We start from the raw sequence: 13,676 nt of genomic DNA, 5'->3' as shown, positions 1-13,676 counted from the left end.
ACCTGCGCAAAGCACTACCTGCAGCCGGGTCATAGCCCGATCGTAAGCAATGCCATAGGGCGGTAACCCTGTTCCTTGGCCTCAGGCGTAACTACCCGCAAGCGGCCCTTCAACACTGAACGCGCAGTAGTGAATGCTGCGCCTGTCCCCCTTGCGCCGGAAAATGCACGTATGTCATTCTTTATATAGGTAGGGGGGGTATGGTATGGCTCATTTGGCATCAAATAAAGACGATTTACTCAAGCGCGTCAAACGGATCGCGGGACAGATTCAAGCCATTGAAAGGGCACTGGAAGCCGATCATGACTGTGCAAAGACCCTTCATTTGGTGGCCGCCACACGCGGGGCCATCAATGGGCTGATGGACGAAATCATTGAAGATCACGCCAGGGAGCACGTGGCGAACCCTGCATTGAGTGAGCAGGAACGCAATAAAGGCGTCGAGGAACTCTTAGAAGCCATTCGGCGCTACTCCAAGTGATGAACGCAGGCCTGAATATGAACAGCAGTACCCGATTTACACACGAGCACGTCTTCCTCGGATCAACACACGATGAAAATGCAAAACGCACCCTCTGGGTCGTGATGCTCACCGTCGTCATGATGATCGGAGAGATTGCAGCCGGGTACATCACCGGCTCCATGGCCCTGCTCGCGGATGGTTTTCATATGGCAACCCATGCCGGCGCCCTGGGTATCACTGCCGGCGCATACGCGTATGCCAAGCGCCATGCATCCAGCGTGCGCTATAGCTTTGGCACGGGCAAGGTGGGTGATTTGGGAGGCTTTGCCTCGGCCCTGATTTTGGGGCTGGTCGCCTTGGGGGTAGGCATAGAGTCCGTGATTCGCTTGCTCCAGCCTGCGGATGTTCAATTTGGAACCGCCACCCTCATCGCCATTGTGGGCCTGGCCGTGAACGTCCTCAGCGCGGTGTTGCTGGGGCACGGTCACCACCATGGTAATGACCATGACCACCACCACGACCATGACCACGCTCATCACAAGGCCCACCAAGGCACTGACAACAACCTTAGGTCTGCCTACGTACACGTCATCGCCGATGCCCTAACGTCTGTCCTGGCCATCGCCGCCCTACTGGCTGGGCGCTACCTCGGGTGGGTCTGGCTTGACCCGGCCATGGGTGTCGTCGGAGCCATTGTGATCGCACGGTGGGCATGGAGCCTGATGAGGGCTACCGCCAGTGTTCTACTGGATGAGACGGACCAGCACGTTGCGGCAGAAATCCGCGAGCTGGTTGAACAGCCCGGTGATGCCAAAATTACCGATCTGCATGTCTGGCGCGTCGGCCCAGCGGCTCATGCCGCCATTGTCAGCGTGCTTGGTGAATCCACCATGGACGCAGATAGCATCCGTGAGCGGTTGAAGCCTGTCCACGAAGTCGGCCACCTCACTGTTGAGTATCGAGCCGTGTCGTCTACAGCGTAATTACCCTGTCCATTACGGTAGCTGCCCCGAAGAGCAACTACCCCCACTGGAACGAAAACCGCCTTTTAGGGCGGTTTTTTGTTTCTGTCAGATCGCTCAAACATTCGCTATCTCATATATTTGAAAATGCGTATATTTGGATTCTCATATGTGATGGAGCCTGTCATGTCTGCCCTAACCGCCATGACCCCGACCGCGTTATTCAAATGCCTTGCCGACGATACCCGGACCAAAATCACCTTGCTGATCGTGAGCCAGGGCGAGTTGTGTGTCTGTGAGCTTACCGCCGCGCTCGACCTGAACCAGCCCAAGATTTCCCGTCACCTAGCCCTGCTGCGTTCGGCCGGCTTGCTGATGGACCGCCGCCAGGGCCAGTGGGTGTACTACCGCCTGCATCCCGAGTTGCCCGCCTGGGTCACTGCCGTGCTCAAAGACGTCGTGGACGCCAATCAGCAATGGCTGGAAACCGAGGCCAAACGCCTGTGCGGCATGAACGACCGTCCCGTCAATCAGGCCGTGTGCAGCTGAATCACGTCCCAACCGAGTGACCGAAATGCTGACTGCCGTACTGATCTTTATAGCCACTATCGTGCTCGTCATCTGGCAACCCAGGGGGCTGGGTGTAGGCTGGAGCGCAACCTTTGGCGCCGTGCTGGCCTTGCTGACCGGTGTGGTCAGCGTGGGCGACATCCCCCAGGTGTGGCACATCGTCTGGAATGCTACCGCGACCTTCATCGCGGTCATCATCATCAGCCTGCTGCTGGATGAGGCCGGCTTTTTCGAATGGGCCGCGTTGCATGTCGCGCGCTGGGGAGGCGGCAGCACACGCAAGTTGTTTGCGTTCATCATTCTGCTGGGCGCCGCGGTATCGGCCCTGTTTGCCAATGACGGCGCCGCGTTGATCCTTACCCCGATCGTCATCGCGATGCTCTTGGCGTTGCGCTTTTCCCCGGCCGCTACCCTGGCCTTTGTCATGGCGGCCGGCTTTATCGCGGACACGGCGAGCTTACCGTTGGTGGTGTCCAACCTGGTTAACATCGTCTCGGCGGACTACTTCAACATCGGTTTCAGCGAGTACGCCTCGATCATGGTCCCGGTGAACCTGGTGAGCGTGGCGGCGACCTTGCTGATGCTGCTGTGGTTCTTCCGCAAGGAGTTGCCCAATACCTACGACCTGGCGCAGCTGCATCACCCTGATGAGGCGATCCGCGACCGACCAACGTTCATGGCCGGCTGGTGGGTCTTGGCGGTGCTGCTGATCGGCTTCTTCGTGATCGAGCCGCTGGGCGTGCCGATCAGTGCCATCGCAGCGGTGTGCGCCTTCGTGTTGTATGTGATCGCGGCCCGGGGTCATGCGATCAACACCGGCAAGGTGCTCAAGGGCGCACCCTGGCAGGTGGTGATTTTCTCCCTGGGCATGTACCTGGTGATCTACGGCCTGAAAAACGCGGGCCTGACCGACTACATCGCGCACCTGCTCAACGTCTTTGCCGGCTACGGCCTCTGGGGCGCGTCGCTGGGCACCGGGCTGCTGACTGCCTTCCTGTCCTCGATCATGAACAACATGCCCACGGTGCTGGTCGGCGCCTTGTCCATCCATGCCGCCGAGGTCGATGGCGTGGTCCAGCAGGCCATGGTGTACGCCAACATCATCGGCTGCGACCTGGGCCCGAAGATCACGCCGATTGGCAGCCTGGCCACGCTGTTGTGGCTGCACGTGCTGGCCAAGCGGGGGATCACCATCAGCTGGGGTTACTACTTCAAGACCGGGATCGTGCTGACCCTGCCCATCCTCGTCGCCACCCTCTGTGCTTTGGCCTTGCGCCTGAGTTTCTGAATCAAGGAATCCTCTGATGAAAGTCCTGTTCATGTGCACCCACAACAGCTGCCGCAGCATCCTCTCCGAAGCGGTGTTCAACCACCTGGCCCCGGACGGCTTCGAAGCGGTCAGTTCGGGCAGTTTTCCCAGCGGTCGGGTCAACCCGCGCGCGCTGCACACACTGGAAGCTGCCGGCATTCCTACGGCCGGCTTGAGCAGCAAGGCGTCGGACGCCTTTGAAAGCGCGCCTCCGGACATCGTGATCACCGTCTGTGACCGGGCCGCTGGCGAAGCCTGTCCCCTCTTCTTCGGCCCCGCCTTGAAAGCGCATTGGGGCCTCGCCGATCCCTCGGAAGCCACCGGCGCGGAGGCTGACATCGAAGCGGCATTCGCCACCACCCTGGCCAAGATCCAGGAACGCGTGCACGCCTTCCTAGCGCTGCCGTTCGCAACGATGAGCGATGAGCAGTTGAAAGCCGAGCTGGGCCGTATCGGAACGCTTTGAAGATCAACCAAGGCTTTGCCCGCAGGACGCAGCCTAAGGAGAGTGCTATGCAAGACACCTTACCCAACGTGCAGGCAGACCTGCTCGACCTCCCCACGCTGGAGCAGCTGACACCGGCCACCCCGTCACGGCACAAGCCCCGGATTCTGCTCCTGTACGGCTCGACGCGGGAACGCTCATTCAGCCGCCTGGTGACTCAAGAGGCGGCACGCCTGCTGGAAGAATTCGGTGCCGAAACTCGCATCTTTGATCCGTCCGGCCTGCCGCTGCCGGACGATGCCCCCGACTCCCACCCGAAGGTGCAGGAGCTGCGCGAACTGATGCAATGGTCAGAGGGGCAGGTGTGGTGTTCGCCTGAACGGCACGGCGCAATGAGCGCGGTGTTCAAGGCGCAGATCGACTGGGTGCCACTGGCCCTCGGCGCGGTGCGACCTACCCAGGGAAAAACCCTGGCCGTGATGCAGGTGTGCGGAGGCTCGCAGTCGTTCAACGTGGTCAACCAGCTGCGCGTGTTGGGCCGGTGGATGCGCATGTTCACCATCCCGAACCAGTCTTCGGTGGCCAAAGCCTTCACGGAGTTCGATGAGGCCGGCCGGATGAAACCCTCGTCCTATTACGACCGCCTGGTGGACGTGATGGAGGAGCTGATGAAGTTCACGCTGCTGCTGCGTGACCGCCAGGATTACCTGGTGGATCGCTACTCCGAACGCAAGGAGTCCGCTGAAGCGCTCTCCAAACGCGTCAATCAGCGTTCCATCTAACCCGTCCCTACCGCGAGAGTTCATCAATGACCCAGATCACCATCTACCACAACCCGCAATGCGGCACTTCCCGCAATACCTTGGCGTTGATCCGCAACAGCGGCGAAGAGCCCACCGTGATCGAATACCTCAAGACCCCGCCGGATCGCGCGACCCTGGTCGGGCTGATCGAGGCGATGGGGACCGGCGCGCGACCGCTGCTGCGGATCAAGAGCACCCCTTACGAGGAACTGGGGCTGGACGATCCGGCCTTGACCGATGAACAGCTCATCGAGGCCATGCTCGAGCATCCCCTCCTGATCAATCGCCCGATCGTGGTCAGCCCTCTGGGCACCCGTCTGTGCCGGCCTTCCGAAGCGGTGCTGGACCTGCTGCCGCAGCCGCAACGTGGCCGCTTCGTCAAGGAAGACGGAGAGGTGGTCATTGATGAACACGGCCGCCGGGTCTGAAGCGAAGCAGGCAAGGCCAGGGGCGGTGAACGGGGAGGGGTAGCGTGGATCAAGCCAAAAACGTGGACGTGGTGGTCATTGGCGGTGGCCAATCGGGCCTCACCGTGGCCTATTTTTTGAAGCGCACCGGTCTGTCCTATGTGGTGCTCGATGCCGAGCCGGGCCCCGGTGGGGCCTGGCGTCATGGGTGGGCGTCGCTGCGGCTGTTTTCCCCTGCGGCCTGGAGCTCGATTGCCGGCTGGCCGATGCCCGCCGTGCCCGAGGGGACGCCGGGGCGCGACGAGGTGATTGACTACCTGACTCGCTATGAGCAGCGGTACGCCTTTCCCCTCCTGCATTCCACGCGGGTGACCCGGGTGGAAAAGATCGCGGGGGGATTGCGGGTCGTTTCACAGGACCGTGTCTGGGACGCCAAGGCCGTCATCAGTGCCACCGGCACCTGGAGCCGCCCGGTCATCCCGGCCTATCCAGGGCAAGCGCTGTTCGAAGGGCAGCAGCTGCACTCGGCGCACTACGTTGAACCGCGTGCGCTCGAAGGAAAGACCGTGCTGGTCGTCGGTGGGGGCAACTCGGGTGCCCAGATTTACGCGGAAGTGTCGAAGGTCGCCCAGGCGACCTGGGTGACGCAGGCGCCGCCCAACTACCTGCCCGATGAGGTCGATGGCCGTGTGCTGTTTGAGCGAGCCACCGCGCGGTTGAAAGCCCAGCAAGCGGGCCAGGAACCGCCGCCGCTCACCGGCGGGCTGGGCGACATCGTGATGGTGCCGCCGGTCAAGGACGCCCGCAAACGCGGGGTGCTGAACGCGGTACGGCCCTTCACCCGGTTCACCTCAACCGGCGTGGTCTGGCCCTCGGGTGAGGAGACGCCGGTAGATTCGGTAATCTGGTGCACCGGCTTCTCCCCGGCGCTCGACCACCTGACCAGCCTGGGGATCGTGGGCCCGGACGGCAAGATCGCGGTGGCCGAAAACCGGAGCGTAGCGCTACCCGCTCTGTGGCTGGTGGGCTATGGCGACTGGACAGGGCTCGCCTCCGCGACCTTGATCGGGGTGACCCGGACCGCTCGGGACGTGGTCAGGCAGGTGCAGCACGACCTTACCGGGGCCGACTGATGCCTGCCCTGTCCCTGTCAAGACGTCGTCACGCAACCTTGATAGGGGCACTGGGCTGCAACCAGATCCTGGCGTGGGGCTCGACCTTTTACCTGCCAGCTGTATTGGCGGTGCCGGTGGCCCATTCGCTGAGCGCCTCGGTGCCTGCAGTGGTGGGGGCCCTGTCCTGGGCCCTGTTGGTGGCCGGCATGTGCGCACCGCTAGTGGGCCGGACCATTGATAGATTCGGCGGTAAAGGGGTGCTGGCCGGCAGCGCGGTCTTGCTGGCCCTGGGGCTGACGGCCATGTCGTTTGCCTGCGGTTTGATCGCCTACTATGCCGCCTGGACCGTGCTCGGGCTGGGCATGGCCGCCGGGCTGTATGACGCGGGGTTTGCCACCCTGGGACGCCTGATGGGTTCACGGGCCAGGTCCTCAATAACCGGCCTGACCCTGATCGCCGGCTTCGCCAGTACGGTGGCCTGGCCTTTCCTCGCGGCCATGGAAGCGAACCAGGGGTGGCCGGCCACCTGCCGGGTGCTGGCCATTATCCACCTGCTGGTCGGCCTGCCGCTTCACCTGTTCACGGTGCCGTCGCCGGCGCCAAGACCACCGGCCGCGGCTACCGCGACCCATGCCACCGACGCTCAAGCCGGTCCCCAGTTAGCCTGGATCGCGGTGCTGTTCACCCTGCATGCTTTCGTGATGTCGGCCCTGGCGGTCAACCTGCTGGTCATCCTGCAGGGCCAGGGTATCCCGGCAGCCTTGGCGGTAACGCTCGGCGCACTGATGGGGCCTTCGCAGGTAGTCGCCCGAGTGCTCGAATATGTCTTTGGTCGCCAGGCGCACCCGGTCTGGATCGCGCGGTTAGGGATGCTGGCCTGTATCGCCGGCCTGCTGGGCCTGGGGCCGGGCCTGGTGACGCTGTCCCTGCTCGCCGTCGTCGCCTTCGGTGGGGGCAATGGGATCATGACGATTGCCAGGGGCACAGTGCCGCTGACCCTGCTGGGCAGCGCCAAACTGGGCAGCCACCTGGGGTTGATCGCGCGCCCGGTGCTGATCGCCCAGGCAGCGGCGCCGCTGGCCTGTGCGTACCTCCTGGAGCAACTGGGCCCGCGCGGGCTGATCGGGATTCTGGCCGGCCTTTTGGGCCTGGGCGCAGTGGTGGCGTTCGCCCGGTTACGGGCTTTCGAACCGACGCAGGTCTGACGGCCCAGGTGTGCCGGGGCGGCCTACCGGGGACTACCCTCCAGCTCAGGGAACAGCACCGGCTCCAACGGTGGGGTCAACAGGCACAGCCCGCGCCGCCAGTAGCCCACGTCGTGCCATTTGCCGAGCTTGAAGCCCACTTCCGGGTAGGTACCGATGTGCACGAAGCCCAGCGTTTCGTGCAGCCCAACGCTGCCCTCATTGGGCTGCGCAATGCCGGCGTAAGCGGCCCGAAACCGCTGCTGCTCAAGCAGGGGCAGCAACGTTTCATAGAGTTGCCGGCCGATGCCCTGACGGCGCGCCGATTCGGCGATATACACCGTCACGTCCACGGCCCAGCGGTAGGCTGGGCGAGCGCGGTGTTGGCTGGCGTACGCGTATCCCTTGATGACCCCGTCCTCCTCGGCTACCAGGTAGGGGTAGGTCTGAAGCGTGGTCACTATCCGCTGGGCCATTTCCTCGACGGTCGGAGGGACCTCTTCAAAGGAAATCGCCGTGTCCAGAACCACCGGCGCGTAAATACGCTGGATGGCGGCCGCGTCTGTTGCTACCGCCGTACGAATGCTCAAAGCCACTGTAGGTCGTCCCTGATTGAAAACCGGAACGGTACCTTTTTTAGATCGCTTTGAGCATGAAATCCTATTGATGGGCTTCGCGGTCCACGACCTGTTAACCTTCGGAGAAGCCCACAGTCCTCCCCGGCGACTCCCAACAGGGCAATCCGAACTTCGACAGAGGTTTCTCCCGCCGTCCTGCTGATAAATGCCCTTGAATTCTTAATAGCTAGCAGCTATTACCTGCCCGGTCGGCCATTGATCTCCGTCGTAAGGGCATAGTGTGCAAAAAGAAACGCTTGAGCAGAACCAGATTCCTATCTACTTCTTGGCGGTCATTGCCGCCGCCATGGGCGGCTTACTGGCGCCTGTAGCATCACAGAGCCTGAGCGCTTGGGTTACACCGTCTATCGCAGCGTTGATGTACGCAATGTTTTTACAAATTCCGTTCCTGGAATTGCGCAACGGGCTGGGTGACAGACGCTTTATGGCAGCGTTGCTCACTGCCAATTTCGTGGTCATACCCTTGCTGGTCTGGAGCTTGAGTCAGGGCTTGGCCGATCACCCTGTAATCAGGGTCGGCGCGCTGCTGGTGCTGCTCACTCCATGCATTGATTACGTTGTGGTGTTCACGCACATAGGTAAGGGAGATTCGAAGTTAACGCTCGCAGCGACGCCAATCTTGCTACTGCTCCAGCTACTACTCCTACCAGTGTATCTGGCCGTCATGATTGGAGAAAGCAGCGAGGTTGTCATCACCGTTGGGCCCTTTGCGGAGGCCTTCCTGGTGTTGATTGTGCTGCCCTTGATTCTCGCAGTGATCACCGCCGCGCTGGTGAGAAAATCCAGCGTCGTGGCGAGCTGGAACACTGCTTGGGCGTGGATGCCTGTTCCTGCCATGGTGGCGGTACTGATAGCAGTCATCGGTTCCCAGATCGCTTATGTGGTGCGTGACTTCAACAGCCTTCTTCCGGTAATCCCGGTGTATCTGGGCTTCATGCTGCTGGCCCCCGTGGTAGGCGCCGTGGTGGCTAAAGCATTTGGGCTGGGCGCCTCAAGTGCCAGGTCAGTGGTATTTAGTAGCGCTACCAGGAACTCGCTGGTAGTGCTGCCTCTGGCGTTGGCGCTGCCGGAAAATATTCGAACGCTTGCGGCAGCAGCGATCATCACGCAAACACTGATGGAGTTGATAGCTGAGCTCTTCTATATCAGACTCGTGCCTGCTTTGGTAAGGCCGCGGGCATAGGTCAGGCACACATCGACAGTACAACATTCAAGGTGATGGCCTGGCCGGTGATGCTCCAGCCAGGTGCCTTACCAAACCAGAGCAACTCGTGTTGCTGGTTATGGAGAACCTAATTCAAAGCACGTTATTGCAACCATGCTTCGACGGCTTCCGAACCGTACTCGGTTTTCCACGCCTTGAGTGTTTTATGATTGCCCCCTTTGGTCTCAACGATTTCACCGGATTCCGGGTGCCGGTAACGCTTCACTTGGCGTGCTTTGCGGGTGAACGCTTTAGTCTGAGCCGGAGCACGCTGAAACGCTTGCGGGTCGAGAATCGCAATAATGTGCTTCAGGCTAAAATTATACTCGCCTAGCAATTCCCGCAATTTTTGCTCAAATTCAACTTCACGCTGCAAACCTTCATCATTCTTCATGCTCTCGAGCTCAGCAAGCTGAGCGGCCAGCTTTTGTTCTAACGCGCGGTATTCGGCAAGACGTGACATTTTTTGCTATCCACTGGACTTCAGGAGGGTTTCAGTATAGGGACAGGAAAATGCCCTGCCAACTTGATTATAAGTCCAGGCGTATACACGGTGAACCACTCCATTTCGTGGTGAGCCAAATTCACCGCTACGTCGATCAGGGGCCCACCCAAAGAAGCCATGGTGCTTTATCCGGCACGACCAGTTTCAGATCACCCCAGACCTGTAGTGCCCCGTAGCGAATATCTTCAATAAGCGCAGGTTGAGGCCGTACGTGACCGCGTGCCGCCGTCACGCTGGCAATGGGTTCAACAGCTACGCTGCTGACCAATCCGGCGATACTGCCGGGTAGGGGGCCGGTCTTTGCTACCTGGAGTACAGCGATTTAAATGAGACAGGAATATCTCGTAGTCGCTGTTATGAAGCAGATTAAGCTCAACGGCTTGGGCCAGGACCCCTTTAAAGCTTTCGTGCCACTCCTGATTTTGAAGGAGAGCACGGTCAAGACCCGGTCCAATAGCTTGACTGTGTTAACAGTGTGTCGACCTGAGATTTGTTCTTTGCACGTGTAGAAAAAATACCTGACGCGCTGTGGATACAGTACGTTCGGATCATTCATGTACTCAGAGAGGATATTTATCTGGTCGGGGGACAGGGTCATTAATTAAATCGCCAGGAATGCTAAGGGAGTGAGCTTCTTTTCCAAGAGTCTAGCATCACACTAAATGGGAAGTCTTCCATATCTTCAGGCTTTAGCCAATGTTCTCGTGCCGCGAATATGGCTTAATTATCTTGAGATCTTAATACCACGTATACGGGGTCATCAGTCGATATGATAGTCCATCGTATAATGAGCGCAGCAGCTGCTATGGCAGCTACCATAGCGACTACTATTCAGTTATAGCGCGGGCCTTATCCAGGTCAGGGGCTGTCAGCTTGTACTGGATGCCTGGCGGCACATTCAGGCTACCAACGTGGCCGGCTTGGCAGAAGGCATCACCGACGCAAGAGGTCGTGCCGGCGGCCCGGGTCACCTCGACCTTAGGCCCTTGATTACGGCATTGGCGTTAACAGGTGACACATTGGAATCAGCCAATGGAGCCTGTCAGCTGAGCGGTGATCCGTGTACCTGAGCAAAACTTAGTCGAAAAGCTCCTGTAAAAAGGACTTCTTGCGATAAGGCTGCTGCCCTTCATGCTTGCCTTGGCTTTGATGTCCGTGCTGATTCTGGTGACCGCTCTGGTAGCTGTCCCGCCATCCGCCCCCCTGACTGGGCTGCGGATCAGAACAGCCATGCTTATTGCCAGGTTGAGCAGCAGGCGAATGCGCATACCCCGGTTCTGATAGGGGCGCGTCTTGCCTTGATGACGCTGCGCTTTGTGGCAGAAAACGAGCCTCCAGCTGCTGACTACGCTCGATGATCTTGTCGAGCTCCCCCCGGTCAAGCCAGACGCCCCGGCATTGAGGGCAGTAGTCTATCTCAACATTCTGACGGTCTGTCATGACCAACGATACGTCTTTGCAAACAGGGCACTGCATGGTTCTCTCCTTCAGCGAATACGCTGTCTAAACCGCAGCTGTCGTGTCACCGACGCAAGAGCCGCAGACCATTGAACACGACGAGCAGGCTCGCTCCCATGTCGGCGAAGACTGCCATCCATAAGGTGGCGATGCCCGACAGAGCCAGTGCTAGAAAGACAACTTTTATCCCCAATGCCAGCGTGATGTTTTGCTTCAAAATGGAAGCGGAGCGACGACTAAGCCGAATGAAATCAGCGATCTTGCGTGGGTCATCATCCATGATTGCGACATCCGCGGTTTCAAGGGCCGTGGCTGTCCCAGCGGCTCCCATGGCGAAACCGATATCGGACTGCGCCAAAGCAGGGGCGTCGTTCACACCGTCCCCGACCATCCCAATGTGGCCATATCGACGTTTGAGCTCAGCGACTGCGGTCTGCTTGTCCTCTGGCATGAGATTTCCGCGTGCATCGGTAACACCTAACTGATCAGCGATCGACTTCGCCGTCGCGGGGTTGTCACCCGTCAGCATCACCGGGACAACGTTCAACGCCTTCAGCGCAGCGACAGCTTCGAAGCTCTCGGGTCGAACGGTATCCGCGACCCCGAATATTGCAGCGGGACCTTCAGCACCACACAGCACGATGACCGTTTTGCCCGCATTTTCGAGCCGTGAAAGCCTGGCCTCGAGCGCCGGAGAGCACACTCCCAGTTCTTCAACCAATCGGTGATTACCCAGGTGCCACAGTTGGCCATCAATGAAGCCTTTCACGCCTCGTCCATTCAGCACACTGAAGTCGCTGACAAGCAGGGTCGAAACGCCAGGTTGCTGGGTCTTCCACCCATTGACCAGTGCTTTCGCTACGGGGTGAGTACTCTGTTCGTCCAGACTGGCCGCGATCAACGTGGCCTTTTCGATCGGCAGGTCACTGAAGGTTTCCGCGTCCGTTAAAACAGGCTTGCCCTGGGTCAACGTGCCGGTCTTGTCCAAGGCAACCACTTTCAGCAGCCGACCGCTTTCAAGGTACACCCCCCCCTTGATCAGGATGCCGGAGCGGGCAGCTGCGGCAAGGCCACTTACCACGGTGATAGGCGTGGAGACGACCAGGGCACAAGGGCAAGCAATGACCAGCAGGACAAGGGCCTCATACAGCCACCCCCCCCAGGTGCCCCCCAGCAGCAACGGCCCTAAAACAGCGACCAAGAACGCTACCAACACGACCGCCGGTGTGTAGTAACGCGCGAACTGATCCACAAATCTCTGCGTAGGTGCCCGCTGGGACTGTGCGTCCTGGATCGCGGCAGCGATCCGGGCAAGGGTGCTTTGGCCTGCTACTGCGGTGACCGTAGCCTCAACGATGCCGTCGGTCACGATACTGCCCGCATAAAGCGGATCGCCAACCACCTTGTCCACGGGGAGGCTTTCACCGGTAATAGGGGCTTGGTCGAGGGCTGCACGACCAGACTCCACCGTCGCATCCAATGGCACCCGTGATCCAGTGCGAACACGGATGCGGCTGCCAAGCGCGACAGCTCCGACAAGCTGCTCTTTCCAGCCCCCTTCGCCCATGACTTCCGCAGTCTCTGGGGCCAATGCGGTCAATGATTTGATCGCGTTACGCGCTCGCTCAAGCGACAGTGCTTCGATGGCTTCGGCAATGGCGAACAGGAAAACCACCATCGCGGCTTCCGGCCATTTACCAATCACGACGGAGCCCAGGACAGCCAAAGACATCAAGAAGTAGATGTTCAGGGTGAAATTCTTCACCGCGATCCATCCCTTCCTGAGGGTAGGCACACCGGCGGCAAGAATGGACACAGCAGCCAAACCCATCACGGGCCATGAGCCTTCCTGCCCCGTTGTCCAGGCGATGGCTTCAGCGGCCACAGCCGCGACGCCGCTGACAGCCAGCAGCCCTTTCAATCTCTTCGTCAGCGCCGGCGGGGCAGCTATTGGCGGGGCTCCAGCCTCGATAAGGGTAGGGCCCATGTCCAGCGCAACCAAAGCGCTGACAATCGCTTGCGGATCATCCAGCCGATGATGCACGGTCAACTCGCGACTCAGTAGATTGAAATCGAGCCGGGCGATGCCGGGCATCGGCTCCAGCCGATTACGAATCAGCCGCTCTTCTGTCGGGCAGTCCATCTTGTCGATGCGGTACCGGACCTGAGTAGTCCCTTCAGGGCCTGGAGTCACGGAACGTGGGACGATCGCTTCCGTTGCGTGCGCTCCCTGGGAACAGCAGGTATCCGCCCCGGCGGTCCCATGTGCATCGTCATGGTCATGGTCATGGTCATGGTCGTCTGTGCACTGACCGTGGCCGTGACTTGAATCGTCGGTGCACGCCCGCTCTAACGTGCTGCCCTCAGCCGGGCAGCACGGACCGGTAGGAGCTGCACCGACAGGGTCATGGAGATGCACGAAGGAGCTTTTAGCCGGCAGCTTCACCAGGGAATCGCGCTTGGAATTCGCACCACAACATTTGTCCTGCTCAAGAACGGGACGCAGCGTCGACGAAGACTTATTTTCTTGGCTCATAAGGCGCCTGCTAACAAGGAAATAAGGCCATTCAACAGCCTGTAGTAGCTACAGGGTCAAGCAAAATCGAAGATTAC

Annotated in this window: 14 protein-coding genes; 10 read left to right on the top strand and 4 right to left on the bottom strand. The window is 60.0% G+C overall.

The window, feature by feature from the left end; all coding sequences use genetic code 11:
- Positions 1–205: 205 nt before the first annotated feature.
- The 9 genes from LG385_RS25385 to LG385_RS25345 all read left to right on the top strand — a co-directional run bounded on the left by LG385_RS25385 (position 206) and on the right by LG385_RS25345 (position 7,279).
- Complete coding sequence (locus LG385_RS25385) at positions 206–481, top strand: metal/formaldehyde-sensitive transcriptional repressor (RefSeq protein ID WP_181118284.1); 276 nt, start codon at positions 206–208, stop codon at positions 479–481.
- A gap of 17 nt (positions 482–498) precedes the next feature.
- Entirely contained in the window at positions 499–1,446 is a 948-nt protein-coding gene (gene dmeF, locus LG385_RS25380) for a CDF family Co(II)/Ni(II) efflux transporter DmeF (protein WP_181118283.1), read from the top strand.
- Positions 1,447–1,629: 183 nt separating this feature from the next.
- Positions 1,630–1,974 (top strand): metalloregulator ArsR/SmtB family transcription factor, encoded by a 345-nt coding sequence (locus LG385_RS25375; protein ID WP_040259258.1) that lies wholly within the window; start codon positions 1,630–1,632, stop codon positions 1,972–1,974.
- A 25-nt stretch (positions 1,975–1,999) separates the two neighbouring features.
- Positions 2,000–3,283, top strand: coding sequence for an arsenic transporter (locus tag LG385_RS25370; RefSeq protein WP_040259188.1), 1,284 nt, complete (start codon positions 2,000–2,002; stop codon positions 3,281–3,283).
- A 16-nt stretch (positions 3,284–3,299) separates the two neighbouring features.
- Complete coding sequence (locus LG385_RS25365) at positions 3,300–3,770, top strand: arsenate reductase ArsC (protein ID WP_181118340.1); 471 nt, start codon at positions 3,300–3,302, stop codon at positions 3,768–3,770.
- Between the two features lie 47 nt (positions 3,771–3,817).
- Positions 3,818–4,531, top strand: coding sequence for an arsenical resistance protein ArsH (gene arsH, locus LG385_RS25360; protein ID WP_181118339.1), 714 nt, complete (start codon positions 3,818–3,820; stop codon positions 4,529–4,531).
- Between the two features lie 26 nt (positions 4,532–4,557).
- A complete protein-coding gene (arsC, locus tag LG385_RS25355) occupies positions 4,558–4,980 on the top strand; it encodes an arsenate reductase (glutaredoxin) (protein ID WP_181118338.1) in 423 nt (140 codons plus the stop codon).
- A gap of 44 nt (positions 4,981–5,024) precedes the next feature.
- Complete coding sequence (locus tag LG385_RS25350; RefSeq protein ID WP_181118337.1) at positions 5,025–6,092, top strand: ArsO family NAD(P)H-dependent flavin-containing monooxygenase; 1,068 nt, start codon at positions 5,025–5,027, stop codon at positions 6,090–6,092.
- Entirely contained in the window at positions 6,092–7,279 is a 1,188-nt protein-coding gene (locus tag LG385_RS25345; protein WP_181118336.1) for an MFS transporter, read from the top strand. Before LG385_RS25350 ends, LG385_RS25345 begins: the two co-directional genes overlap by 1 nt.
- 23 nt (positions 7,280–7,302) lie before the next feature.
- On the opposite strand, the gene LG385_RS25340 is transcribed toward LG385_RS25345, so the two are convergent.
- Complete coding sequence (locus LG385_RS25340) at positions 7,303–7,854, bottom strand: arsinothricin resistance N-acetyltransferase ArsN1 family B (protein ID WP_040259194.1); 552 nt, start codon at positions 7,852–7,854, stop codon at positions 7,303–7,305.
- 262 nt (positions 7,855–8,116) lie between these two features.
- On the opposite strand from LG385_RS25340, the gene LG385_RS25335 reads away from it, so the two are divergent.
- The gene (locus LG385_RS25335) at positions 8,117–9,079 is read left to right on the top strand and encodes an arsenic resistance protein (RefSeq protein WP_181118335.1); all 963 of its coding nucleotides are present in this window, start codon (positions 8,117–8,119) and stop codon (positions 9,077–9,079) included.
- Between the two features lie 124 nt (positions 9,080–9,203).
- On the opposite strand, the gene LG385_RS25330 is transcribed toward LG385_RS25335, so the two are convergent.
- From LG385_RS25330 to LG385_RS25320, 3 genes are all read right to left on the bottom strand, one after another.
- A complete protein-coding gene (locus LG385_RS25330; RefSeq protein ID WP_040259196.1) occupies positions 9,204–9,563 on the bottom strand; it encodes a histone-like nucleoid-structuring protein, MvaT/MvaU family in 360 nt (119 codons plus the stop codon).
- Between the two features lie 1,119 nt (positions 9,564–10,682).
- Positions 10,683–11,081 carry a zf-TFIIB domain-containing protein gene (locus LG385_RS25325; protein ID WP_040259198.1) on the bottom strand — a complete coding sequence of 133 codons (399 nt, stop codon included), beginning with the start codon at positions 11,079–11,081 and terminating at the stop codon, positions 10,683–10,685.
- 46 nt (positions 11,082–11,127) lie between these two features.
- Positions 11,128–13,599 (bottom strand): heavy metal translocating P-type ATPase, encoded by a 2,472-nt coding sequence (locus LG385_RS25320; protein ID WP_225776548.1) that lies wholly within the window; start codon positions 13,597–13,599, stop codon positions 11,128–11,130.
- Positions 13,600–13,676: the final 77 nt, after the last annotated feature.

The sequence above is a fragment of the Pseudomonas sp. Marseille-Q5115 genome (assembly GCF_916618905.1).
Classification (GTDB): Bacteria; Pseudomonadota; Gammaproteobacteria; order Pseudomonadales; family Pseudomonadaceae; genus Aquipseudomonas; species Aquipseudomonas japonica_A.
The sequence above is the reverse complement of the archived record's forward strand: the minus strand, read 5'-3'. Positions and strand labels throughout refer to the sequence as shown.